The sequence below is a fragment of the Mesorhizobium sp. AR07 genome (genome assembly GCF_024746815.1).
GTDB lineage: Bacteria > Pseudomonadota > Alphaproteobacteria > Rhizobiales > Rhizobiaceae > Mesorhizobium.
The window spans coordinates 717,261-741,723 of record NZ_CP080528.1 but is presented as its reverse complement, the minus strand read 5'-3'; the positions used below and the strand labels follow the sequence as shown (position 1 = coordinate 741,723).

Annotated in this window: 20 protein-coding genes and 7 pseudogenes; 17 read left to right on the top strand and 10 right to left on the bottom strand. The window is 59.9% G+C overall.

The window, feature by feature from the left end; all coding sequences use genetic code 11:
• Positions 1 to 12: 12 nt before the first annotated feature.
• On the top strand, positions 13 to 1,785 hold the full coding sequence (locus BPNPMPFG_RS39865; RefSeq protein WP_258598442.1) for an ABC transporter permease subunit: 1,773 nt from the start codon (positions 13 to 15) through the stop codon (positions 1,783 to 1,785).
• Between the two features lie 325 nt (positions 1,786 to 2,110).
• Here BPNPMPFG_RS39865 and BPNPMPFG_RS39860 read toward each other — a convergent pair.
• Positions 2,111 to 2,476 (bottom strand): annotated as a pseudogene (locus BPNPMPFG_RS39860) (IS110 family RNA-guided transposase); the annotation flags it as partial.
• Here BPNPMPFG_RS39860 and BPNPMPFG_RS39855 point away from each other — a divergent pair.
• Complete coding sequence (locus tag BPNPMPFG_RS39855) at positions 2,385 to 2,762, top strand: hypothetical protein (protein WP_258599146.1); 378 nt, start codon at positions 2,385 to 2,387, stop codon at positions 2,760 to 2,762. The pseudogene BPNPMPFG_RS39860 and the gene BPNPMPFG_RS39855 sit on opposite strands and share 92 nt — an antisense overlap.
• 86 nt (positions 2,763 to 2,848) lie before the next feature.
• On the opposite strand, the gene BPNPMPFG_RS39850 is transcribed toward BPNPMPFG_RS39855, so the two are convergent.
• Both BPNPMPFG_RS39850 and BPNPMPFG_RS39845 read right to left on the bottom strand, forming a co-directional pair.
• Positions 2,849 to 3,133 (bottom strand): hypothetical protein, encoded by a 285-nt coding sequence (locus BPNPMPFG_RS39850; protein ID WP_258598441.1) that lies wholly within the window; start codon positions 3,131 to 3,133, stop codon positions 2,849 to 2,851.
• 140 nt (positions 3,134 to 3,273) lie between these two features.
• Entirely contained in the window at positions 3,274 to 3,786 is a 513-nt protein-coding gene (locus tag BPNPMPFG_RS39845) for a hypothetical protein (RefSeq protein WP_258598439.1), read from the bottom strand.
• A gap of 148 nt (positions 3,787 to 3,934) precedes the next feature.
• Between BPNPMPFG_RS39845 and BPNPMPFG_RS39840 the strand changes: the two genes are divergently transcribed.
• The 7 genes and pseudogenes from BPNPMPFG_RS39840 to BPNPMPFG_RS39810 form a co-directional block, all read left to right on the top strand.
• Positions 3,935 to 4,096, top strand: a complete 162-nt coding sequence (locus tag BPNPMPFG_RS39840; protein WP_258598437.1) for a hypothetical protein — start codon at positions 3,935 to 3,937, stop codon at positions 4,094 to 4,096.
• 237 nt (positions 4,097 to 4,333) lie between these two features.
• Complete coding sequence (istA, locus tag BPNPMPFG_RS39835) at positions 4,334 to 6,082, top strand: IS21 family transposase (protein ID WP_258598377.1); 1,749 nt, start codon at positions 4,334 to 4,336, stop codon at positions 6,080 to 6,082.
• Entirely contained in the window at positions 6,060 to 6,827 is a 768-nt protein-coding gene (istB, locus tag BPNPMPFG_RS39830; RefSeq protein WP_258598419.1) for an IS21-like element helper ATPase IstB, read from the top strand. Before istA (BPNPMPFG_RS39835) ends, istB begins: the two co-directional genes overlap by 23 nt.
• A gap of 94 nt (positions 6,828 to 6,921) precedes the next feature.
• Complete coding sequence (istA, locus tag BPNPMPFG_RS39825) at positions 6,922 to 8,460, top strand: IS21 family transposase (RefSeq protein ID WP_258598435.1); 1,539 nt, start codon at positions 6,922 to 6,924, stop codon at positions 8,458 to 8,460.
• 22 nt (positions 8,461 to 8,482) lie between these two features.
• Entirely contained in the window at positions 8,483 to 8,668 is a 186-nt protein-coding gene (locus BPNPMPFG_RS39820) for a hypothetical protein (protein ID WP_319946036.1), read from the top strand.
• A 104-nt stretch (positions 8,669 to 8,772) separates the two neighbouring features.
• Positions 8,773 to 10,035, top strand: a complete 1,263-nt coding sequence (istA, locus tag BPNPMPFG_RS39815) for an IS21 family transposase (RefSeq protein WP_258599116.1) — start codon at positions 8,773 to 8,775, stop codon at positions 10,033 to 10,035.
• Positions 10,032 to 10,559, top strand: a pseudogene (locus tag BPNPMPFG_RS39810) (ATP-binding protein); the annotation flags it as partial. The gene istA (BPNPMPFG_RS39815) and the pseudogene BPNPMPFG_RS39810, both read left to right, overlap by 4 nt.
• A gap of 95 nt (positions 10,560 to 10,654) precedes the next feature.
• Here BPNPMPFG_RS39810 and BPNPMPFG_RS43040 read toward each other — a convergent pair.
• From BPNPMPFG_RS43040 to BPNPMPFG_RS39795, 4 genes are read right to left on the bottom strand one after another with little or no spacing between them, the layout of a single operon-like run.
• Complete coding sequence (locus BPNPMPFG_RS43040; RefSeq protein ID WP_413776968.1) at positions 10,655 to 10,867, bottom strand: site-specific integrase; 213 nt, start codon at positions 10,865 to 10,867, stop codon at positions 10,655 to 10,657.
• A 44-nt stretch (positions 10,868 to 10,911) separates the two neighbouring features.
• Positions 10,912 to 11,682, bottom strand: a complete 771-nt coding sequence (locus BPNPMPFG_RS39805) for a tyrosine-type recombinase/integrase (RefSeq protein WP_319946033.1) — start codon at positions 11,680 to 11,682, stop codon at positions 10,912 to 10,914.
• Entirely contained in the window at positions 11,679 to 12,656 is a 978-nt protein-coding gene (locus BPNPMPFG_RS39800; protein ID WP_258598401.1) for a tyrosine-type recombinase/integrase, read from the bottom strand. The genes BPNPMPFG_RS39805 and BPNPMPFG_RS39800 overlap by 4 nt, the downstream gene beginning before the upstream one ends.
• On the bottom strand, positions 12,649 to 13,929 hold the full coding sequence (locus BPNPMPFG_RS39795; RefSeq protein ID WP_258598399.1) for a tyrosine-type recombinase/integrase: 1,281 nt from the start codon (positions 13,927 to 13,929) through the stop codon (positions 12,649 to 12,651). Before BPNPMPFG_RS39795 ends, BPNPMPFG_RS39800 begins: the two co-directional genes overlap by 8 nt.
• A gap of 106 nt (positions 13,930 to 14,035) precedes the next feature.
• Between BPNPMPFG_RS39795 and BPNPMPFG_RS39790 the strand changes: the two are divergent.
• Positions 14,036 to 14,335 (top strand): annotated as a pseudogene (locus tag BPNPMPFG_RS39790) (ATP-binding protein); the annotation flags it as partial.
• Between the two features lie 291 nt (positions 14,336 to 14,626).
• Here BPNPMPFG_RS39790 and BPNPMPFG_RS39785 read toward each other — a convergent pair.
• Positions 14,627 to 15,060 (bottom strand): annotated as a pseudogene (locus tag BPNPMPFG_RS39785) (transposase); the annotation flags it as partial.
• A 106-nt stretch (positions 15,061 to 15,166) separates the two neighbouring features.
• Here BPNPMPFG_RS39785 and BPNPMPFG_RS39780 point away from each other — a divergent pair.
• From BPNPMPFG_RS39780 to BPNPMPFG_RS39765, 4 genes and pseudogenes are all read left to right on the top strand, one after another.
• The gene (locus BPNPMPFG_RS39780; RefSeq protein WP_258598433.1) at positions 15,167 to 16,285 is read left to right on the top strand and encodes an IS110 family RNA-guided transposase; all 1,119 of its coding nucleotides are present in this window, start codon (positions 15,167 to 15,169) and stop codon (positions 16,283 to 16,285) included.
• 413 nt (positions 16,286 to 16,698) lie between these two features.
• The gene (locus BPNPMPFG_RS39775; protein ID WP_258598397.1) at positions 16,699 to 17,580 is read left to right on the top strand and encodes a tyrosine-type recombinase/integrase; all 882 of its coding nucleotides are present in this window, start codon (positions 16,699 to 16,701) and stop codon (positions 17,578 to 17,580) included.
• A 9-nt stretch (positions 17,581 to 17,589) separates the two neighbouring features.
• A complete protein-coding gene (locus BPNPMPFG_RS39770; protein ID WP_258598398.1) occupies positions 17,590 to 18,789 on the top strand; it encodes an IS91 family transposase in 1,200 nt (399 codons plus the stop codon).
• Between the two features lie 509 nt (positions 18,790 to 19,298).
• Positions 19,299 to 19,712: pseudogene (locus tag BPNPMPFG_RS39765) on the top strand (recombinase family protein); the annotation flags it as partial.
• An 11-nt stretch (positions 19,713 to 19,723) separates the two neighbouring features.
• Here the strand turns inward: BPNPMPFG_RS39765 and BPNPMPFG_RS39760 are convergent.
• Positions 19,724 to 21,787: a recombinase family protein gene (locus BPNPMPFG_RS39760; RefSeq protein WP_258593427.1), complete on the bottom strand. Its 2,064-nt coding sequence runs from the start codon at positions 21,785 to 21,787 to the stop codon at positions 19,724 to 19,726.
• Between the two features lie 421 nt (positions 21,788 to 22,208).
• Between BPNPMPFG_RS39760 and BPNPMPFG_RS39755 the strand changes: the two genes are divergently transcribed.
• From BPNPMPFG_RS39755 to BPNPMPFG_RS39745, 3 genes and pseudogenes are all read left to right on the top strand, one after another.
• Complete coding sequence (locus BPNPMPFG_RS39755) at positions 22,209 to 23,507, top strand: recombinase family protein (protein WP_258599114.1); 1,299 nt, start codon at positions 22,209 to 22,211, stop codon at positions 23,505 to 23,507.
• A 67-nt stretch (positions 23,508 to 23,574) separates the two neighbouring features.
• A complete protein-coding gene (locus BPNPMPFG_RS39750; RefSeq protein ID WP_258598431.1) occupies positions 23,575 to 23,844 on the top strand; it encodes a helix-turn-helix domain-containing protein in 270 nt (89 codons plus the stop codon).
• Between the two features lies 1 nt (position 23,845).
• Positions 23,846 to 24,007: pseudogene (locus tag BPNPMPFG_RS39745) on the top strand (IS630 family transposase); the annotation flags it as partial.
• A gap of 12 nt (positions 24,008 to 24,019) precedes the next feature.
• On the opposite strand, the pseudogene BPNPMPFG_RS39740 reads toward BPNPMPFG_RS39745, so the two are convergent.
• Positions 24,020 to 24,307, bottom strand: a pseudogene (locus BPNPMPFG_RS39740) (integrase core domain-containing protein); the annotation flags it as partial.
• Positions 24,308 to 24,463 lie beyond the last annotated feature (156 nt).

The following is a 24,463-nucleotide window of genomic DNA, read 5'->3' as shown; positions in this document are numbered from 1 at the left end:
AGGACTGCGCTGATGAAGATGATTCAAAAAATGGGCTCAATGCCGATCCTGCTTACGGTGCCAGCCTTCGGCGTCCTATTTGCTGTTTTCGGCATACCGATGATCCTCCTATTCCTAACCAGCCTTAATGCGCCCGCGCTTTCCCTCGTCAATTATGTGGGATTTTTCGAACAACGATCGTACATCTCAATTCTGTTGCAGACCCTCAAAATAAGCGCGGTAGCCACGGCGATCTGTTTGATTATCGGCTACCCCACGGCCTATCTAATCGCAGTTGCGGGCCGGGCGCGACCCATCCTCATGGTGCTCGTCTTCCTGCCTTGGCTAACCAGTGCTCTGGTTCGCACATACGCATGGACGGTTGTTCTCGGAGACAATGGCCTGATCAACAGCCTGTTGCTCAATGTTGGTCTTATCGACAGTCCGCTGCCACTTATTTACAATCGTTTTGCCGTCTATGTCGGTATGGTGCACATCATGCTGCCGATGATGATCTTACCATTGATTAGCGTCATGGTGAGCATCGACAACTCGTTGATGGCGGCTGCTCGCAGCATGGGCGCCAAGCCTTTCACTGCCTTCTTGCGCGTGTTCTTTCCACTCAGCATCCCGGGCATTCGAAGCGGTTGCATACTGGTCTTTGTTGTTTGCCTCGGTTTCTACATCACGCCGCAAGCTCTGGGCGGTTTGGGCGATACGATGCTCTCAACCCTCATCAACTCACAGCTCACGACCTCTTTAGATCTAGCGCCCACCGCTGCCGCATCCTTCATACTACTGGCGATGGCAGTGGTGGTTCTCTTGATGGTGGGCGTCAACCTCGCGGGTGCGCACGGCCAAACAGGATCAACAGAGCAAAAGTACCGAGCTAGCCGGCTGCCGTCATTCAGCACGGCAATCCATTATCTTAACGAGTTTGTCTTACCGTATCGAGCCCGGCGCTGGGCGGCAAAGCTTTATCAGGCTCAACGGGATACCCCTTGGTCGAAGATCGTCGGAGCGGCTTTCCTTGCCCTCGTAATGATCTATCTGCTGGCGCCGGGCCTCATCGTCATCATAATTTCGTTTAATGCGGGAGAGTTTCTGGAGTTTCCGCCTAGAGAAGTCTCTCTCCGGTGGTATTATTCGTTCTTTCACGATCCTTCCTGGATCGGTGCTCTATGGAACAGCTTCCAATTCGGTGTGGTCGTCAGCATGGTATCGACCATCATTGGCACAATGGCAGCCTTTGGGCTCAGCCGCTGCTCGTCCGGCCTGCGTTCAGGTCTGACAATGGTCATCCTGACGCCGATCACCATTCCAGTCATCGTCGTCGGCGTTGCCGTCTATCTCGGGTTAGCAAAACTTGGTTTGGTTGGAACAAGTACCGGCATTATTTTGGGTCATACCATTGGTGCCATCGGTTATGTCGTCGTGATTGTCTTGGCAACTCTCTCGGGGTTCGACCGGACGTTAGAGCAGGCGGCCATGAGCATGCGTGCCGGGCCTACACGGACCTTCATGCGAGTGACGCTACCCTTGATCCGCTCTGGCATAATTGGTGGTGCATTGTTCGCCTTTCTTGCTTCCTTTGATGAGGTTATCATAACATCGTTTGTCAGCGGCTATGCGATCCCGACGTTGCCTCTAAAAATGTTGGAAAACCTGAAGCAGCAAGTTGACCCAACGATCGCGGCCGTCGGATCCTTGTTGACCTTACTGCCGGTTGTTTGGCTGGTCGCTCTTTATTTCACCCTATGGCGAGCAAGGGGTGCCTTGCGAAAACCTGCAATAAACGCGACTTGAGCTTCGACTCGGAATCAACTGGCAATGCCAGTCCTAGTGCAAGACTAGATGCGGAGCCTTCTGTGGTTGCCGCCCGTAATGCTTCTGGCTCTTTTCGATGTGTGATCGAGTGCGGTCTTCTGTCAGGCGTTCATGTGCGGCATTTCCACAAGCCGCTGGCCGGTATGGTGATCTGCAGATCAGGTCCAAATCTCAACAACGAGCGCATTGGCTCTTTGGCTCGATCTGGTTTTCCTGATCAAGATCTGTTCGATCGTTGTCCCATTCGGGTGGTCGCCTTCTCACACCCCCCTTTACCGGCGCCGGGCTGTTTGCTGCAGATCGATCATGCAGCCGCAGCCGACGCCGGATTCCGATAGTCCTCATTCGCTCTCAGCATCGCCCAGATTGCCCGCGCCATCTTGTTCGCCAGGGCGATCGCCACGAGCATTCGCGGTTTTCTCGCCAGCAAATGCGCCAGCCAAGATCCCTTGAGATCGATCTGCGACTTAGCCAGTTCAAACGTGACATGGCCCCGATGACGAGCAATTGGCGAATGTCGGCTTGTCCCTCCTTCGAAACCCGCCGGAGGCGTTCCTTACCTCCCGAGGAAGCTGGCTATGTCGGGTGCGAATGCTTCAACCGCCAGCGCGGTCAGCGGGACAACTCCCGGCATGGTCTGCAGCCGCCGCACTGTTCCCACGCGGGATGCCGATGTTCAGTGTGACGCCGTCCCTGAGCGGTCCGCTTTTGATGGGCAGATGGAGCGTATCGACCTCTCGGGACATGGAACCTCGCGCCAATCTATGCTGATCGGTCCAAGTGACGCTGATTTGTCTTGGTCCCGCCCTACGGCATTGGAGGACGCCGGATGCCGTTTCTATCCCTACCTCTTCCTTGCCGATTTCATCGAGCAGCAGATATGCCATACAGCGCGTGGCATTCCGCATGCGCCGACTTCCCTGCCGTCGATATTGAAAATCCTCATCGCCGCGTAGGCGTCGGCGCTTCGTCCCTCGTCCGAAGCCAACTCGATGGTGAGCAGGGTCTCAAGCGACTCCGGGAGTTGACCCCTCCTATTGCCTCACCGAGGAATGTTACCGAGCGCTATGGGGCCGACATGGCCCCTCTCTCCCTCCGTCGCGGCGGAGGGAGAGAGGGGCCAGCTCTTCATCCAGCCGCCATCGAGGATGATCAGCCCAGCCATTTCCATGCGCCAGGCCTTCACAAGCCGTTGCACCATTCTCAGGTTCTTTTCCTTGAAGCGCGACGGGTCGATCTTTGTCAGGCGCTGCAACACACTTGCTGCCGAGAGCGCCGGCTCTTCCTCGAGCCATGCCTTGATCAGCGCCTCGAACGGCTCGTACATGCTGGGTCTCTTCGGATAGGGTTTGGTCCGCCGATACGGCCGCCGATGCGTTAGTCGTGTCTCGCCACTCTTCCAGGCCGTCTTCAGATTCGCGGCGAAGCGCTGGAGATCGATAACGGCCGGCTCCTCAATCATCGCATTCAGCTACGACGATCGACCCGCCGTCCAAGCTCCTCCTGCGCGGCGCGGATACCAGCAAACAGCAGCATGGGATCTGCGGTTTCCATCATTGCCTGTAGCTGCTCCTTGTTGGCCTCGGCCACACTCGGATGTGTAAGGACACGGGCCGCAGGCGGAACTGGCGGATGATAGCGCTTGGTCACACGAGCGCCGATCCGCGTCTTCTCCTGAAGCTTGAATGACGGCTGGAACAGATTGCCGTAAAGCCGCACCACAGCATAAAGTTGACCAAGGGCGGCTGTTGCCTCCGCGCCGACAAACCGACCATACCCCACCAGGCGACGCACGATGGCGCCATTCTTCTGCTCCACATGCGCTTGGTCATTCTTTCGATAGGCGCGAGAGCGCGTCACTTCCAGTTCCTCACTTCGGCACCAGGAGACGACGAACTCGTTCATGAAGGCGCTGTCGTTGTTGAAATCTACGCCCAGCAGGGGGAAGGGAAAGAACGAGCGGGCCTGCTTGATCGCCACGATCACATTGCCGTTGTCGCGCGTGCGGACCGGAACGCGTGTCGCATTGCCTCAAAGAAAATGTTACCGCGCGTCTTGGTTGCCTCACCTAAAATGTTACCCGTGAAGGCGAATACCGCGATGATGCTCTCACCACGAGGGAGGCATCATGACGACGAAGATGACGCATGCTATTCGCATGGAACTCGCCAATGCGGTCAGGGTTCGCTATGCGGCCGCAGCGAACAAGGACAAGCGCAGGATCTTGGAGGAGTTCATTGCGGATTTCAGAGGATCGTGGGCACCCATTTCAGAGGATCGTGGGCAGTGATTTCAGAGGATCGTGGGCACCTTTAGAGCAAGGGTGAAGGGATCCCGACCGACAGTCTGACTGGGCTATGGACACACTCGTTTTGACACGAGCCCCGTGGGTCGGTCAAAATCCCCCGGGTATGGTCACTTGAAACTCCCCCACCTGATGGTCACCGGCAGCGCTACTGAACAGCGGTAGCCGGGTAAGGCAGGACGTTTATTTTCATCCCCTTTCATACAGCGAGGGGACCGGGAGTTGTACGTCTTGAAGGCACATCTGCAAAGCACCGTACTAACATTACTTGATCGCAACACCAGCCAGCGCGAGATTCAAAGGCTGACGGGTGTCGATCGCAAGACGATTCGGCGGTACCGAGCGCAACGGGCTGCTACGGAGGCAAATTCCCCCGGGGAAGTGACCACCGGCTCGGCAAGCGCGGAGGACCAAATTCCTCCACCCCGACCACCGGCTTCTGGGGTGTCGGGAGCGACGGTCACCAGCAGCCTGGCCCGCTCGGCCTGCGAAGTGCATCGGGCGTGGATCGAAGAACAGGTCCGCCTGAAGCGAAATGCACAGGCGATTTACCAGGACCTGGTCGATCAGTTTGGCTTTCCGTCCAGCTATCAAAGCGTCAAGCGGTTTGTGCGCACGTTGCGAGAAAGCGATCCCAAGCAGTTTGATCGTCTTGAGTTCCTCCCCGGCGAGGAGGCTCAGGTCGACTATGGCGAGGGCGCGCTGACGATCGATCCCAAGAGCGGCCGGTACCGTCGCCCCCGCCTGTTCGTGATGACGCTGCGCTATTCGCGGCGCAGCTTCCGGCGGGTGGTCTGGCAATCCAGCCAGCAAGTCTGGGCGCAGCTTCACGAAGAAGCGTTTCGGTATTTTGGCGGGGTGGTCAGCTATGTGGTGCTCGACAACCTTAAGGAAGGCGTCCTCAAGCCCGATCTATACGAGCCCGAGCTCAATCCGATCTACAGTGCGATGCTGGCTCATTACGGCGTCGTCGCCGATCCGGCCCGCGTGGCGGACCCCAATCGAAAGGGGAGCGTCGAGAATGCGATTCAACATACCCAGGGGACCGCGCTGGCCGGACGGCGCTTCGAGACGCTGGAAGCCCAGAACGAGTTCTTGAGGCACTGGGAGGAGAACTGGGCTTCCAAGCGCATCCACGGCAGCACTCGCCGTCAGGTCGAGGCCATGTTCCAGGAAGAGAAGCCGCACCTGCGGCCGCTGCCTGTCGCACCCTTCCGCATCTTCACTGAAGTCGTTCGGACCGTCTGCGACGACACCACCGTACGCGTCGACAGCAGCTATTACGCCGCGCGGCCCGCGGCCATCGGCAGTCTGGTCGTCGTGCGCATCTACACTTCCACGATCGAGATCCGTGATCGCCACACCCATGCGCTGCTGCGGATTCATCCCCGGATGACGCACCCCGGTTCTGTCGTCCTGCCGATCAACGAACGGCCGTTCAATCCGTCACGGCAAACCGCCGTGCTGCTGGCGAACGCCGGTCGCATCGGCCCACAAACCAAGGCCCTGTGCCAACACATGTTCGATGCCGAGGGACGCCCCGGACAGCGCGCGATGTGGGGCATTGTCGGGCTGAGCCGGAAGTATCCGACACGGATGGTCGAGCAGGCCTGTGCTCATGCCATCAGCAACCGCATCTACCGTTACAAGCACGTACGCGCGACTGTCGAGCGGCTGTTTGAGCAGGCGCTCCAACAGGTTGAAGAAGTCCCACAGCCGGCATCGCAGCTCACCCAGGATCATCCACTGATCCGCGCCCCCGCCGAATATGGCGACCTCTTCAGCCGTGCTGTGCGACACGATGCCGGCAACAATGGCCGGCAGGCCGGGGCTGACGACGACCGCGCCTCTCCACCCCGCACTCGTGGCGCCTGCGCAACCCCGACCAGCTTCGCCGCCACGAGCGCTCCCGCTACCCCTTCTCACCTCAAACTGGAGACCCAACCCCATGATGACCATACCCGAAATTGAACGCTGCCTGCGACAGCTGCGCCTGTCGGGCGTCCGCGACACGCTGCAGACGCGCGTGCTGCAGGCGCAGGGCGCAAACCAACCCTTCCTCGAGACCTTCTCCCTGATCCTGCAGGACGAACTGGATCGTCGCCAATCCCGCCTTATCGAGCGGCGATATCAGCAATCCGGGCTCGATGAAAAACTGACGCTCGCCGAATTCGACTGGTCCTTCAATCCCAAATTGCCGCGCCAAACTTGCTTCCAGCTTCACACACTGGCGTTCATTGCCGCCGGCGAGAACGCGCTGCTGGTCGGCAAACCGGGCACCGGGAAATCTCACATCGCCAAGGCGATTGCCTATCAGGCGATCCTGTACAGCCACAAGGTCCAGTATCTCGAGACCGATGACTTCTTCCACCGCCACGCTCTGAACACCCCCACGCAACGCGAGGCCCGGATGCGAACAATCATCGACTGCGATCTCCTCGTGCTGGACGATCTGTTCCTCGCACGCGCCATCCCCGACGACGCCGGCGCATGGCTGCAGACCCTGATCCATCAGCGCTACAAACTGCGCCGCAGCGTCATCGTCACCTCCAATCGGGTCGTGCAGGACTGGGGGACATATCTGCGAGACAACACCATGAGCACGACGATACTCGATCGGCTGATGCATCATTGCCATCTGCTTGAGTTCGATGGACGCAGCTATCGCCTCAAAGAAGCCGCTGAAGCCCTTGCTCGGGAAACAAAGTCAAACTAACAAGTCCACTTCTGTCCTGTCTTGCGGGTGGGGGATTTTGACTGACCCTATCCGGGGGAATTTGAAGTGACCCGCGGGGACACGAGGAATCCAGATGCCGACCGAGAGATTGTCGATGCGCCGCATACGCGAACTATTGCGACTGAAGTACGAGAGCGGGCTTAGCAGCCGGCTGATTGCCAAGTCGTTGGGGATCAGCAAAGGGGCCGTGGGAATTTACCTTCACCGGGCCAATGCAGCCAACCTAACCTGGCCGTTGCCCGAGGCGATGACCGACACGAGCCTGGAACGGTTGCTGTTTCCGGGGCAGGTCTGCGTCAAGACCGACCGCGGCCCCGAGCCTGACTGGGCTCATGTCGATCGGGAACTGCGCCGCCCCGGAGTGACGCGTTCGCTGCTCTGGGTGGAATATCGCACGGACCGTCCCAACGGCTATGGCTATACCTGGTTCTGCACGAGCTACGAGGCCTGGAAACAGCGCGTGTCGCCAACGATGCGCCAACGCCACGCCGCCGGTGAGAAGGTGTTTGTCGATTACGCCGGCGACACCATCGATATCGTCGACCCGATAACGGGCGAAGCTCAGGCCATGAAGTTGTTCGTCGGCGCATTGGGAGCCTCCAGCTATGTTTACTGCGAGGCTCGGCCGAGCGAAGGGCTGGGCGACTGGATCGGCTGCCATGTCGGCATGTTCGCCGCCTTCGGCGGAGTGGCGACCATCACGGTCTGCGACAATCTCAAGGCGGCTGTGACCAACCCCGACCGCTATGATCCCGGCCTCAACCGTACGTACCAGGATATGGCCCGGCACTATGGCACCACAATCCTGCCAGCCCGGCCGTACAAGGCCCGCGATAAGGCAAAAGTCGAAGTTTCGGTCCAAATTGCCCAGAGATGGGTGCTGGCGCGCCTTCGCAACCGCCGCTTCTTCAGCCTGGTTGAACTCAATCAGGCGATCGGTGAGCTGGTCGCCGATCTCAATGGGCGGATCATGCGGGCCTATGGCATGAGCCGGGCCGAACTGTTTGCCGCGGTGGACGCTCCGGCGCTGAGACCTCTGCCGGCCGAGCCTTATGCCTTCGCCCTATGGAAACGCTGTCGGGTGGCGCCCGACTATCATGTCGAAGTCGACGGCAACTGGTATTCGGTTCCCTATCGCCTGATCCGCGAGCTCGTCGATGTCCGCATCGCCGATCGCACTGTGGAAGCCTTCTACAAGGGTGAACGGGTTGCCAGCCATGCCAAGTCCCCGGGCCGGCGCAATCACACTACGCTTGCCGATCACATGCCCAGCGCTCATCGACGGCACGCCTCCTGGACGCCGACCCGGATCAGCTTCGTAGCGGAGAAAATAGGTCCGTCCACGGCAGCCCTGACCACGGCGATCATGATGGCCCGGCCTCATCCCGAGCAAGGGTTCCGCACTTGCCTGGGCATCTTCGCCCTGCAGAAAACCTACGGCGCTGCCCGTCTGGAAGCAGCCTGCCGGCGTGGAAACGCCATCCAGGCCCGCTCTGTTGGCTCCATTCGCTCCATCCTTAAGTCTGGCCTGGACCGCGCCTTCGCGGACCCGGAACCCGAGCCCAAACCCCTGCGCCACGGCAACATCCGTGGCCGCTCCTACTTCCACTGACCCTCATCATCAGGAGAGAAAAATGCTCGCACATCCTACTCATGAACGCCTCATCGCCCTTGGCCTGGCCGGCATGGCCAAAGCCTTCGAGGAACAGAGAAGCTCGCCCGATCTTGCGGCCCTAACCTTCGAGGAGCGCATCGGCATCATGGCGGACAGGGAAGCTCGTGTCGATACCGGATCAATACTCCCCAGAAGTGCCGTTTGAATCTTCCTCAGTTTAGCGTTGCCGCCGGTCTTCCGGGGCGCGCCCCGGAGGACCGGCGGCGCGTCATCACCGATACTGCTCTCGATGGTCGAGAGGGAATGGCGGTGATCAAACTCGGGGAGATAGTCATGATCTTGGATATGCATCGGCAGGGGCTGTCGGTGACAGCGATCGCCAGGCAGACCGGCGTCGATCGAAAGACAATCCGCAAATACATCGAGCGTGGCCTTGAGGCCCCTGCCTATGGACCAAGGAAGCCGCGGGCGACGGTAATTGATCCATTCACCGCCTATCTGCGTGAACGGGTTGCTGCCTATCCCGGCCTTAGCGGTCGGCGGCTCCTGCGAGAACTGAAGGATCGTGGGTACGCCGGTGGCTACACTACCGTCACGGACTTCCTCAGGGACGTTCGTCCGACTTCAGAACCCGGCTTTGAAGTTCGGTTCGAAACAGCTCCCGGCGAACAGGCCCAGGTGGATTTCGCCCAATTCCATGTCGTCTTCACCGACGAGCCGGCAACCCCCAGGATCGTCTGGCTGTTTTCTATGGTGCTGGGCTATAGCCGTCTCATCTGGGCGCGCTTTGCTATGCATCAGGATCTGCCGACGGTGCTGCGATGCCACGCCGCGGCGTTCGATGCGATCGGCGGCGTTCCGCGCGAGATCCTTTACGACCGAATGAAGACTGCCGTCATCGGCGAAGGCGAAACGGGCGGCATTGTTTATAACCGCGCTCTGCTCGATCTCGCCCGCCATTTCGGCTTTCATCCGAAGGCCTGCAAACCATATCGCGCCAAGACGAAGGGAAAGGTCGAGCGACCATTCCGCTATATTCGTGAAGACTTCTTCCTGGCGCGCTCGTTTCGCAACCTTGATGATCTTAACACCCAACTGCGGCAATGGCTGGATGTCGTTGCCAATCCGCGCGTGCACGCCACAACGCAGCGCGTCGTCGTCGAGGCCTTCGCGGAAGAGCACCTTCATCTGCGTCCCTTGCCGCTGGCTCCGTTCCGATCGGTTCTGCGGCTTGAGCGCAGGATATCCCGAGAGGGCATGGTCAGTGTCGGTGGAAACGCATACAGCGTGCCCGACGCCACCAGAAGGCGGCTCGTCGAAGTTCACACCTTGGCCAATGAGGTTCGAATCTTCGAAGACGGTGCGCTGATTGCTGTGCATCCGGTGTTGGAAGGTCGCCATCAGCGCCGCGTCGAACCAGGGCACAGAACCCTTCGCTCACCGCCGCGATCGCGATCGCACGTCAACAATGACGAGATCATTCTTCATGGATCCGGAGACCGGGTCACACAGCGGCCGCTCGCCTTCTACGATGCGGTCGCCAGAGCCATGGCACAGGAGAACCGCCCATGAGCGCCGCGCTCGATTCCGTGCCGTCGATGATCGACCGCATTCGCCATGACCTGGTCGGCCTAAAGATGCCACGTGCCCTTGAAGCACTCGACCATATTGTCCGCCGCCTGGAGCAGGGCGAGCTGTCGGCACTCGAAGCGATCGATATTCTCCTTTCCGAAGAGCTGACCCTACGGGAGAACAGCCGCATAAAGACGGCGCTGCGGATGGGTCGGCTGGCAACCATCAAAACGCTCGCCGGCTTTGATTTCTCTTTCCAGCCCTCCCTCGATCGCGATCGGATCTTCACACTCGCGCAACTGGGCTTCGTCGAAAGGCACGAGGCCGCCCATTTCCTCGGGCCGCCGGGAACTGGCAAAAGCCATCTGGCTATCGCGCTCGGCGTCGAAGCTGTCAAAGCGGGCAAGAGCGTCTACTTCTGCACCCTGGCCGATCTCATTGCAGCGCTCTCCAGGGCCGAGCGCGAGGGACGGCTGCAAGAACGCATCCGCTTCTTCTGCAGGCCAAGTCTGCTGATCGTCGACTCATGTGCAGTACGCAGAGATGTGGAGTCGCCCCACAGTGAGCCTTATTTTGCGCGGCGCTTGACGCGTCGAGCGTCGGACAACTCCACATAATGTTAGAGGCGGCGCAGCCAACCAGTGATATCCTCTCCCTGGAAGACGAAGGCTCCACCCTTCGGCGGAGCCAGTATCCCCGGGAAGACTTGGGCGAGGGCCTGCCGCTTCAGATCAATGTCGGCGCGCGCGTATCGCATGGTGGTGTTCAGGCTGGCATGCCCGAGCCATTGGCTGATCGTGGCGAAGTCGACTCCGGCCTTGAGTAGATGGATTGCCGTGGTGTGGCGGAGGGAATGTGGGTGGATCCGTTTGCCGGTCAGGGTCGGCGCAACTTCGGCGCCGGCGGCAACGCGTTTTTGGAGGAGGTATCAACTCCGAACCGGGTCATCGGAGCGCCCCGGCCATTGAGGAAGATATGCTGGTCTGCAGAATCTTCGCCATTGGTCTGCTTTTTGATCAATTCCTTCAAAAGCTGCGCCGTGCGTGGCCAGATCGGACACAGGCGTACCTTGTTGCCCTTGCCGGTGAATCGCACCTGGTGGGGCGGTTCCAGGCGAACGTCCCGGACCCGAAGGTCGACGACCTCCTGGACGCGTGCCCCTGTGTTGAACATGAGCGAGAACATGGCGTAGTCTCGCCTGCCTGCCGGCGTCTTTCGATCGATGCCGGCCAGCAAAGCCTCGACCTCCGTGGTCTCCAGATATTCGATCGGAGCTACACGTGCGCCCCTCTTGAACGGGATTCCGAGCACTTGCTGGAGGGTGGCCATATGCTCCGGGGTCTCGGCGATCAGGAAACGGGTGAAGGTATGCAACGCGGCCAAGCGAGTGTTCCGGGTCGCGATGCTGTTGCGGCGTTCGCTCTCCAGGGAAGCCAGGAAACGGCCGACTCGGTCGGCGGTGATGTCGGCGATCGCCAGCGATTCAATCGGGCGCCCGCAATCGGTCGTGGCAAATCTCAGGAACAGGACCATGCCGTCGCGATAGCTTCGGATCGTGTGGCGGCTCATGCCGCGCAGCGTCGGAAGATATTCCTGGAAGAAGCGGACGATCGGTCGGCCAAGGTCTGTGGGCTGATAGGCCTTCATGGCTTCGCTCCCGCAACGATGTTGCCGAAGGCGGCCTCGAAACGGCTGCTGGCAAGTTCCCGCATCGTGGGTACGAAGTGGAGGTAATGGGCGGTCGATACGATCGAGACATGGCCCATATAGATTGCCAGGCTGGGCAGGCAGGACTGGACATCGGCACCGGCGCGATACCAGCGTATCAATGCCTGAACGCCAAAACTGTGCCGGATATCATGGACTCGCGGCAAGCGACCTTCGCTGTCCCGTACGTCGGCAGTGACGAACAGACGATTGATGGCCTGTCCCAATCCGGCCCCGGTGTAGCCGTGCTGACCGGCTCGCCCACAACACAATAATGCCGAGGAAGGATAGGCACTAAATGGGGGCGCGAGACGGAGATGCAAATAGCTGTGCAGTGCGCCTGCCGCGTCCGGCGACAGAGGCACGAGCCGGGACTTGTGGAACTTCGATTCACGGATGCGGAGCAATCCGGATTGCGGCTCGACGTCGTCGAGAGTCAGACGGGCTAGCTCTCCACGCCGCAGACCGGCGGTGTATAGGATGATGGTGGCCAGCCGCATGACGGCCGGCAACAGCGGCGAGTTCGTCGTGGGTGCCAGGCTGTCGGCTGCTGCAAGCATCCGCGACACCTGAGCCGGCTCGAGAATGACCGGCCGCCGATACGGCAGCTGTCGTGCGAAGTAGAGTGGGTCCGGCACGAAGCAGCCTGGTTCGGCCCTTCTTCGGAAGAGACAGAATTTACGAACAACAAGCTGTCGGCAACGCCGGGTCGTCGGCGACAAATGGCGGAGGGATGCACACCAGCGGTCAAAGCCCTTCTGGTCGAGATCGCCGGCTTCGCTGGACACGATGACTCGCCGCAGATGCTGGAGGATCCGTTCTTCGTTGTCGTAAGCCCGGCCCAGCGCGCGTTGGTGCGCCAGCCATTCGTCGATCCGGCGATTCAGCGGGGTCAGATGGAGGGTCTCAGGCATGAACGCCTCCCTCGACGAGCATGATTCCCGGGACGGGCAAGGCGACCTTCCGCAACATATCGACGTCGACCCGCAAATAGACACAGGTCGCTTCGAGGCTTCGATGCCCAAGCAAATCGCCGATCGCTTTGACGCCGACACCGCGTCGAAGCAGCCTCATGGCGAAGGAGTGGCGCAACGAATACGAAGACACCCCGCCGAGCGGCAATCCACCCTTCTCCGCACGATAGGTGAAGACCGTGATGATGCCGTAGTGCTTGAGCGGCTTGATCGGGCTGCGGATTCGCAGGAATAGCTCCGGCAAATCACTGTTCGGCCTGCCGGCCTGGAGATACCGATGTAGGAGTCGTAGCGTTCGGCCGGCCAACGGCAGGACGAGGACCGATCGGGTCTTCCGTTGCTCGATCCGTAAGGTTCCTGCTTCCCAGTCAATCGAGTCCAGGCGAAGGGTGGCAACCTCCGACGGTCGGAGACCGTAGTACGCCATGAGATGCAAAATAGCGTAGTCGCGCCAATCCCGGGGATCACGCCGCCGGATCGACGCCAGCAAGCGGCGCACCGTCGTCCAATCCATAGCCCGCGGTGGCAACTCCCCTCGATACACGCGCGGCATGTCGATTACATGCAGACCGCCAGGTGCCTCGCCGCGATCACCCCAATACCGCAGAAATGCCCGTAGATGCGCGATCACATGCTGGAGCGATTGACGGCTGTTCTCCTTGCTCTTGAGCTGGACGAAGGCCTCGACGTCGGCTGCCGTTACGGCGGACAGGCAGCGGTCGGCCGGAACACCTCGTGACAGGAAATCTGCAATCGTCTGTCCGTGATGATAGAGCGACCGCTCCGAGAGCCCTCGTACCTCGGTGAGATATCGATGATAGCGGCGACAGATCTGGCTCGCCGGGTCCGATTGTTCGATCGATATCAGGCGGCCAGTTGCAGCCAGGAACCGGGTGAAAATGCGTCCCGTGCACTCGCATAGGTACTTCGTCTGTGCGGAAACTCCCGACACGACGAATGCCTGTCGCACATCGGCTTCGTGAAACACTGCCCCTGGCTGGAGTCGATCAGAACGAGCAAGGGCCTCTCGGACCCGATAAAGATGAAGGCGAAGCGGATGCCGCAGATGGCCTTGTTCCGTCAACCAACCGGCAAATGCCACCAACTCGCCGCAGAACCGGGACGTCTCGTATCGCTCATGGTGCCTTGGAAATAGATCACGCAGCATAGTGTCCTCCTTGTTGTGGATGGAGAACACGATACGGTCGTTCACTTATGTTGAGTCGCTCGCGTCAAGCGCCGCGCAAAATAAGGCTCGCAGTGGGGCGACTCCACATCTCTGCGTACTGCACATGAGTCGAGTAATGTTGAGCTCAACATTAATCGACGACATGGCATATGTGACCAAGGATCAGGCTGAAACCAGTGTGCTCTTTGAGCTGATCAGTGCGCGATACGAGCGCCGCTCGCTTCTCATCACCGCAAATCAGCCCTTCGGTGAATGGGACAAGGTCTTTCCCGACAAAGCCATGACGTTGGCCGCCATCGACAGACTGGTTCATCACGCGACGATCTTCGAAATGAATGTCGAGAGCTACAGGCGCAAAACCGCAATATCCCGTTTGACGGAAAACAGCGATGGCACGCCGGCAACGCTGGCCTCGGCCCTCGCTGATTGACGCGCCGCGACAAACAAACGTTAGCATAGATTGTCGCGCAAATGAAGGCCGGCCTCCCGCTTCAAACGGAGGCCGGCTTTTTTGGTGCGTTCACAGCGGCCCGCGACAAACATCTCTCATCCTGATTGACGCGCTCCGCGACAATCCAAACACCGGCCTGGTGTCGCGCAGCGTCAACTACGAAAAATAGCCCTTGCAACTCACCGATTCACAGCCCATCTTCACCAAATCGCGGCCACCAAACTCTTCATCTTGATCGTCGCGCTTCCCATCCAAATTGTCGCGCCATAGCTCACTGACCAGGACCTTGCGCTCCCGGCAGATCCGGCGCCGATCCTCTGCTTCGGGTGTCGGTGGCTTCGCCATCGCGCATACGCGTGGCTCGCCGCGTTTATAAGCAAGCAGTGCGCGCACCAGCGTTTCGCCGTCGATCTTATCGGTCTTCGCCCGCCGTCGCCGGCGCGAGGTGGCAATGGAGGCAGGGTCAACAACATGGCTCTCGATCCCCTCACGCTCCAGGACACGGTGGATCCAAAACCCGTCCAAACCGGCCTCTTGGATGACGACAATCGGAAGGTCTCGCCGGTGCGCAATTGAGCCTTTTCCCGAAGTTGTGCAAAGCGCGCCAGCAGTCCCGCAATATCACCACCTCGCACCGCATGCTTCGACATACGCTCACCCCCGCCTGGCAATAGCGACGTCACCAGCCACGTCGACTTGCTGAGACCGTATGTTCTCGGGGTGAAGGCGGCTCACCCTCGCCGTAAGCTGAGATCGGGGGGTTGCTTCGGAGTGGCCGAAGCCGAGCCCCAAGCTTAGCGAGGATGAACCATGGATCAGCATAGCAGACTTTTCATCGGTCTGGACGTCTCGAAACTGAAGATTTCTGTAGCCGTCGCGGATGGCGAGCGGGGTGGTGAGGTAAGATTTTTCGGGGACATACCCTCAGATCCGGCCTCGGTGTCATCCATCGTGCAAAAGCTGGCCAAGCGAGGAGCAAAGCTCCACTTCTGTTACGAGGCAGGGCCTACAGGTTACGAACTCTACCGTCAGCTCACCGAGATGGGCCATGATTGTGTGGTGGTGGCACCGGCACTAATTCCCAAGCGTCCCGGAGATCGAGTGAAGACCAACCGGCGCGATGCGGTCAGCTTGGCACGGTTACATCGTGCGGGTGAGCTGACAGCGGTTTGGGTGCCGGACCGCGGGCATGAGGCTATGCGCGATCTCGTGCGGGCCCGTGAAGCAGCCCAGGAGGCTCAAAAGCGGGCGCGTCAGCAGCTTCAGTCGTTCCTACTTCGACATGGCCGCATCTATTCGGGCCGCTCATCCTGGTCGCTGGCGCATATGCGGTGGATATCGACTCTGAAGTTCGAGCATCCGGCGCACTTCATCGTGCTCAAGGAATACTGCCAGGCGATCGAGGATGTCGAGGTGCGCTTGAAGCGTCTGACCGATCTGATCTCGGAGACTGTCAAATCCTGGACGATGGCTCCTGTTGTCGAAGCCTATCAGGCGTTACGAGGCGTGTCGTTGATTGCCGCCGTCGTCTTTGTTGCCGAAATTGGCGACATCCGCCGCTTCGAAAACCCCCGCCAGCTGATGGCCTTTCTTGGCCTCGTTCCGTCAGAGAGCTCGACAGGTGAACATGTCAAACGTGGTGGGATCACTAAGGCCGGGAACTCTCGGGCCCGTCGCATGCTGATCGAAGGCGCATGGGCTTACCGCTTCCCTGCGCGGGTAAGTCGAACCAAGCAAGCGCAGTTGGAAGGCCTACCGAGAACCGTTCGCGAAATAGCATGGAAAGGTCAGCTCCGCCTCTGCTCTCGCTATCGAAAAATGATCCTCGCGGGGAAGCACAAGGCCATCGCGATCACCGCGATCGCTAGAGAAATAGGGGCCTTCCTGTGGGCTATCGGTCAGGAAGTGCAACCAGCTCACCACGCTTAGCCAAGCACCGCATATCGCGCGCATTAGAAAGAGGAGACAAGATCGATCATCTGCTGATGCTCAATATTGGAGGCAGGGCCCCGGTCGGGGAATCTTCGATGGAACTGAGTGGCCGACTACGTCGATGCCCGTGCTAAGATAGAAGCAGCCCCAGGCGTACACACGGAAATGCGGTATCCAACCCGCGTATAAGAGTTTGCAAACCGTCGTCTTGAGGTCCTGTCTCCTATATTGCGCATTAGCTACATTGGACTAACCCGCTCCGCGACCGCGGAGCGGCAAGGGTGTGTGCCGACCGCGTAATCTGATCGCGTCGTCTGTCGCGCTGGTCATGTGTCCACAACAAGCTCCGACTGCGTCAGCATGGAGTGGCTGCTTGCAGCCCATTCCATCGGACAAAGGAGGAGTTTGTCATGACCCAACTTCGCCAGCGCATGAGCGAGGACATGCAGGTGCGCAACTTCGCGCTCAACACCCAGCTGTCGTATCTGCAACAGGTGTCGCTGTTCGCTCGCTACTTCTGTAAGTCGCCGGACTTGCTCGGGCGCGAGGACATTCGGACCTATCAGGTCTATCTGGTCAACGAGAAGAAGCTGGCGCCCGGCTCGATCCACACCGCCATTGCGGCGCTGCGCTTTCTCTACACTGTGACGCTCGATCGGGACTGGGCGCCTGAAGAGGTCCTGCCGCTACCCAAGAAGCCGCAGAAGCTGCCGATCATCCTCAGTCCAGAGGAAGTTCAGCGGTTCCTCGGCTGCGTCCTCGACGTCAAACACCATGCCATTCTGACCACGTGCTATGCCGCCGGCTTGCGCATCTCGGAAGCGATACAGCTGAAGCCCACGAACATCGACAGCCAGAGAATGGTCATCCGCATCGAGCAGGGCAAAGGCCAGAAGGACCGCTACGTGATGCTGTCGCCCAAGCTGCTGGAGATTCTGCGTGACTATTGGAAGATGCGGCGGCCAAAGGAGTGGCTCTTCCCCGGCGATCGCCCCGGCCAGCCAATCACACGGGACGCCGTAGGAGATGCCTGCAAGAAGGCGCATCAACGCGCCGGATTGTCCAAGCCGGTCACGCCACACAGTTTGCGCCACGCCTTCGCCGTTCATCTATTGGAGGCCGGCGCCGACGTGCGCACCATTCAACTGCTGCTCGGTCACCGCAGCCTCGCGACCACCGCCCATTACCTGCGGATCGCCACCAACAAAGTCTGCGCCACATCGAGCCCCTTCGAGCTCTTGCCGCGTCCGGCGCCCACCGTGCCGCCGCCCGCCAAGCCGCAATACTTCTGAGCGGCGGCAATGGCTCGCTCGGGGCCGGAAGTGGCGGATATCTTCCGCTGCTACGCCGAAGCCTATCGCGCACAGCATGATGCGTCGCTGTCGACGGCCCAGCGCCGCGTCATGACGGCGATCGAACTGTGCCGGACCGCCGCGCTCGGCGGGCACGTCGAAGCATGCGATCAATGCGGCCACCGGCGCATCGCCTTCAACAGCTGCCGCGACAGGCATTGCCCCCGCTGCCAATCGCTGGCCCGCGCACAATGGCTGGAGGATCGTCGCGCCGAGCTTCTCGACACCCAGTACTTTCACGTCGTCTTCACGCTGCCGGAGCCCATTGCCGCCATTGCCTATCAGAACAAGGCACTCGTCTACGGCCTGCTCTTCCGCGCCACCGCCGAGACCCTGCGCATCATCGCCGCCGATCCCAAGCACCTGGGCGCAGAGATCGGCTTCTTCGCCGTGTTGCACACCTGGGGCCAAAACCTGCTCCATCATCCGCATCTGCATTGCGTCGTCCCAGGCGGCGGCCTTTCTGCCGACGGCGATCGATGGGTCGCCTGCAAGCCCGGCTTTTTCCTGCCGGTCCGCGTGCTCTCACGCCTGTTTCGACGATTGTTTCTGGAGCACCTGGAGAAAGCCTTCGACGCCGGCCTGTTGAAGTTCTTCTCTGACTTGCAGGCGTTGAGCGAGCGCGATGCCTTCCGGCGCTATCTGGCGCCGCTACGAAAGGCCGAGTGGGTCATCTATGCCAAGCCGCCATTCGCCGGATCCGAACAGGTCCTCGACTACGTCGGCCGCTATACCCACCGCGTCGCCATTTCCAACAATCGGCTCGTCGCCATCGAGGATGGGAAAGTCGCTTTTCGCTGGAAGGACTATCGGCACGGCAGTCGGCAGAAGGTCATGACCGTCGCGGCCGATGAGTTCATTCGTCGCTTCCTGCTACACGTCCTGCCCGAGGGCTTTCATCGCATCCGCTACTACGGCTTCCTCGGCAATCGCTATCGCGCGCAAAAGCTCGCCCGCTGTCGTGACCGGCTCGGCATGCCGGTTCCCGAGCCGGCGGACAGCCGATCCGCAAAGGACTATCGCGACCGCTACGAGGACCTCACCGGGCATTCCCTCAGGCAATGCCCGGCGTGCCATCGCGGGCAGATGATCATCATCGAAACATTCGACGGCGTCACCGGACGCCCGCCATATCAGGACACGTCATGAAGCAAGGGCGTCGCCTTCCTTGTCATCAGCATCGCACCGGCCCGCTTGGAAGCCAAACTGAGCCGGTCCCGCAAAAGTGTGCGCTGTCATCACCGGCAACCTCTCCCAGGCAGGGCGCGGCGCCGATCTCACATGCCGGAACCGATATCCGTGCCGCTTTCAGCGCACGCCACACCTTCAATCGCCCGGCCGCGTGGCACACACGGTCTCCTTTCATCGGTGGCGCTTCATTGAACGCCCATAGCGGACCACCCGTGCCAGCGGCTTAGTCCAACACGTTTTTAGCTCACCGTCGCGATCCACCTCAGCGCGCTTTCGCCACCCGCCTTTCTGCGCGACGCCAAGCTAAAAACGCTCTGAACTATGCCGGACCAGCCATTATATCGCGATGAACCAGAAGCGGACACACATCCGATGGACGGATTTGCCGGCAGACCGGCGTCGACGCCTCGTGGCGATGATCAGCAGTCTGATACAACGCAGTGTGTCGACGGATCGGGAGATCGGTCATGAATGCGGAACCGAGCCTGCTCACCTTCGCGTTGTCGGAAAAGATCCACAGCCGCCACAATGATCGCCAGGCCATCGTGTACGTTCGGCAGTCGACGGTTCGACAGGTCGAGCACAACCGCGAGTCAACACTGCTTCAATACGCCTTGGCGGATCGGGCATTCCGACTGGGATGGCGTCGTGACCAGATAACGGTGATCGATGACGACCTGGGCCGCTCGGGCGCATCAGCCCTTGATCGGCCGGGCTTCCAGCGCCTCGTCGCGGAGGTTGGGCTCGGCCATGTCGGAATGGTCATTGGCATCGAAGTATCCCGCCTCGCACGATCGTGCAGGGACTGGCATCAGCTTTTGGAAATGTGCGCGTTGTTCGACACGCTGATCGGCGATGCCGACGGCATCTACGATCTATCATGTTGATACCCTTATTCGGTAGCAGGTGGGTTAAAGTCGAGGTGTTGCCGCACGCCGGATTTGAGCTCTTGTATTGCGGCGATTGTTGCAGCGGCATCTGGAAACAGAACGCGTTTGTGAAGGGCGTTTTGGCGGACACTGATCACGCCATTGCGGATTCGATGCCGGATCCAGGAGCGAGAAACGTCCGCTGCCATCGCTAGTTCAGACACCGTTAGCCACCCGGGAATGTGGTGAGAGCGGGCTGGTGTAGACTGCCTCAATACGCGATGGCGTTGTCGGACGATCTGGACTGTGCGCACAGGAACGTAGCTGCGGCGCGGTGAGCGGAAGCCTTCCTTAGTCAGTTTGGCCGCTATCGCCGCGTCGTCGTCCCCTTGATGAGCCAGTTCGAGCAGCCGGACCTCCATCTCGGCGCCGCGAGACAGGGCGCTCAAGGCATGCACCCTCGGCTCGACCTCGCGTTCGGTAACTTCACCGCCTCGCCAAACGATGCGGATCGTAATCCGATCTCGGACCACCCGTTGCAGGATCACTTTGTCGATCAGGCTGCGTAGTAAGGCTTTCTTGCGTCCCCACTCTATGTCAGGTCTCTGCCAAAATTCGGGAAGTTGCGAACCGGCAGCGATAAAATCATTCTGTTCTGTCGGCGTCAGATCATCAGATTGACTTTGCATTGCGCGACGGCGCTCAAGTGCATCCTCCGCTTGACGAAGCTCACGCAGAGCCCCCTCCCAACGGCGCTCCAACTCGGCCGCAATCAGGCGATTGTCAGGGTCAACCCGATTGTATTGCCGTTCTGCGAGCAGCGCTTGATAACGCAGCCGCTTGATCTGCTGCTCTTCAGCGCGCTCAAAAGCCTCGTCTGCCTGCTGACGAGCATCTTTGGCGTGCATCAACTCGGCCAACTCGGCCGGACTGGCCGCCGCGAAGAGGGCCTCAACGACGCGGGCGTCGATGGGATCGGCTGGCAAATGCTGGCATAAGGCTCCGCCCTGGCTGCGTGCCAGGAAGTTGCAGACGTAACGATTGCCGTTCTTGTATTCGACGCCCATTTTATGGCCGCATCGCCCGCACCAGACAATGCCTTGCAACACCGCCGCGCCATCACGCGGCGCACCGCGTGTCTGGTTTCGTCGGTATTCAGCGTGATTGTCGCTCAGCATGGTCTGGATCCGCTCGTAACGCTCCCAATCGCAATAAGCAGGATAACGGTCTTTAACTACGATTTTCCACTCTGCCATTGGCCGGCGTCGCGAGATGATTTTACCACTCGCATACCTGGCGTGACAGGACTGGGTGCGGCCATAGACGAAGGCGCCGGCATAGGCCGGGTTCTTCAACATCCCGGCAAGCATGTTGGCAGTTGGGACGCGCCAGACAACGTCGCCAAATCGATTTCGCCGCGGTATGGTGAGCGCACGATCCCGCAAGGAACGGATCACTTTTCCGACGGTGCCCAACTCCCAAAATGCAGAGAATATCAGGGCAATCCGGTCCTGCACTTCCTGGTTTGAATCCTTCATCACGACACCATTGGTATCCCGCTCCAACCCGGCTGGTAACAGCAAAGCCAACTCACCCCGTTCAGCCTTGCTGAGCAGACCAGCCGTCAGGCGGCCACGAAGCGTGTGCAATTCCACTTCCGAGATCGTACCCTTCAGGCCAAGCAACAGGCGCCCGTTGGCCGAGCCCGGGTCGTAAATTCCGTCGCGGTCGCCGATGAGGCATTGCCGATAGCCGCATAAATCGAGGAGTGGGTACCAATCGGAACAATTGCGGGCAAGCCGTGTCACTTCATACGAGAGAACGATGCCAACTTCACCCAATGTGACGCGTCCAAGGAGATCTTTGAAGCCGGCACGGTGAGCCGCCGCAGCTCCACTCTGGCCAAGGTCCGCGTCGATCACTTCGATATTGGTGTCGTCCCAGCCGAGATCCCCCGCACGCTGATGCAATGCATACTGCAGCCGCAGGCTTTCCTGGTTGTTGACCATCTGATGTGGTGTCGATTGCCGGATGTAAATCACGGCTTTTCGGCACAAATGCTGGGTTGTTATCAGATCCGACATCATGGCTCGCCCTCCAGAGAACCATGCGGTTCCGATCGGGGTGATTCGGTTTCTGACGTCAGGCTATCATGCTCAGCCATATCGCCGGAACTTCGCGGCGCCTGCGCCTTTGCGCAACTGACCAGGCGAATAAAATCGCGAACGCTCGCAGTCGAAAGCTTGGCTGACGGCGAATCTGGTGCCGATGGATACAGATTGGTGGCCGAGATCGGAATCTTCAGGAGAACATCATCGCGGTAAACGACAAGAAGCTGACGATAGGCGCCGGCGCCGCTCGGTCCTGCCGCTAAAATGAAATCGCGCCCATAAAGAGGGTGTGCCGGATCAGTAACTGTTATGCGCTGATCATCTCCAAATCTAATTGGGGCATTAAGATGTGTGCTCGTATGATCCCGCCAAGCCGAACGACCGGCTGTTGCTCGGCATGAAGGGTACGATGAGTGAGGCTGAACTCCATATCCTGAAAGCCCGTATGCACGAAGGGCGCAAAGCCAAGGCGCGGCGCGGCGAACTCATTCTCGGTCTACCGCGCGGTTACGTGCTGAAGCCCTCGGGCGAAGTGGCATTGGACCCGGACGAGGGGGTTCAAAGGGTCATACGCCTGGTCTTCACCTTGTTTGAAAAGCGTCGCTCCATCAGTGGTGTCCTGCGTTACCTCGTGGACCATGACATTGCGCTTCCTGATCGAATCCGGAGCGGACCTGAAAAGGGCGACGTGTGCTGGAACCGGCCTAATACAGCGACGCTCGGTGACATGCTTCGTCACCCTGGTTATGCCGGCGCCTATGTCTTTGGGCGCCGACGCCACGACGGCCGGCTCCGGGTTCCTGGCAAACCTCACAGCGGCCGACGCTTTGTTCGCGATCCGCAAAAATGGATGGTGCTGCACCAAAGCGCATTTCCGGCGTACATTGACTGGCAAACGTATGAGCGGAACCAGGAGTTGATGGCGGCAAACCGTTCGCGATATACCGGCGTCCCGCGTGGTGGCGCAGCACTGCTTGGCGGCTTGATCTCGTGCGGCGTGTGTAGCCGAAAAATGGTGACCGGCTACAATGACGACGGGCGGGAAGCACGATATAGCTGCAGCTATGAGGCCACCACCTACGGCGGTCCACGGTGCCAGTCGATCAGCGCTCGTCCGGTGGACACCTGTGTGACCGCGTTGATGCTCGAAGCCCTCTCACCCTCGGCAATCGACGTCAGTCTTCAAGTTGCCGAGGATATCGAACTCGAACGGCAGCAGTTGCACGAAGGCTGGAAGCAGCGACTGGAACGCGCGGATTATGAAACGGCGCTCGCGCGCCGACGCTACGAAGCTGTCGACCCTGACAACCGCCTGGTCGCGCGGACGCTGGAACGAGACTGGGAAGCAGCACTGGCGACGAAACAGGCGCTTGCGGATGACCACCAGCGAGCCCTTGCGCGACAACCTGAGCGGCTAACGGCGCAGGAAAAGGACGCGGTTCGCCAGTTGGCAGAAGATGTGCCTTCCCTGTGGAAGGCGCAGTCCACTACATCGCGAGACCGACAGACCATCGCCCGTATGATGCTCGATCGCGTGGTCATCCGGGTGTTCGGAGAGACCGAACGTGCCGAAATAAAATGCCACTGGGCAGGCGAGGTCGTGACGACACATCCGATCATTCGAACCGTGAGACGCTTTGAACAACTCGAGCATCACGACGAAATACTGGACCGGATCGCGGCGCTCCCGTGCTGAGGGAGCGACCGCTCGGCAGATTGCTAACGATCTCAATGCGAAAGGCTGGGCGCCCGCAAAGAAAGCCATGTTCGACGCCCTGATCGTCCAGAAGCTTCTGGTGCGAAAGGGACTTGGAAAGAAGCGACCCATTTGGTCAGGCAACGTTCGTCGGAATGACGACGAGGTGACCTTGCATGAACTCTCCGAGCAGCTCGGCGTCCATCGTCAGACCGTCTACGGTTGGCTCCGGCGCGGAAAGCTCAAGGGCCGCATCGCCAAGGTGGGGACACAACGTATCTGGCTCGTCAGCCTATCTCACGCCTCAACAGGAATCCGGACTGGAGAGTCATCATGACAACACGATCGAGATGGCCTACTCAAAACTCAAGGCGCGGCTGCGAAAGAAGGCGGCCAGAACCTTCGACGCACTCTGCCAGGCTCTCGGCGATATCTGCCACCTGTTCGAGCCAGCCGAATGCAGAAACTTCTTCAAGGCTGCCGGATATGAGGCCAATTAATCGCGACACGCTTTAGGTGTTTAGTCCCGGCATTTGATGGATCGGATCGAGCCTGAACTTTTCGGGCTCGATGGTCCATTGTTTGCAGATGAACTCGTAGGGCGTGAGTCCCTTCAGGGTCTTCAGCCGGCGCCCAAAGTTGTAAGCTGCGACGAAGTCTGCGAGGTGGCGTAGGAACTGGTCGTGGGTTTCGTAGTGGTAGCGCTTGACGGTGGCGTCCTTGATCGTGCGGTTCATCCGCTCGACCTGTCCGTTGGTCCAGGGGTGCTTCGGCTTTGTGAGGCGGTGCTCGATACCGAGCTGCGCGCAGGCGTATTCGAAGGCATGCGCCCAGACGGTTTCTCCCTTGGCCAGCGCCTCGACGATCAGGGCCGCGGCCGATCCCCCGGCGCCTGGCGTCGTGAAGTGCGTGCCGTTGTCGGTCAGGACCTTAGGGCCTGTTGAAGAACAACTACG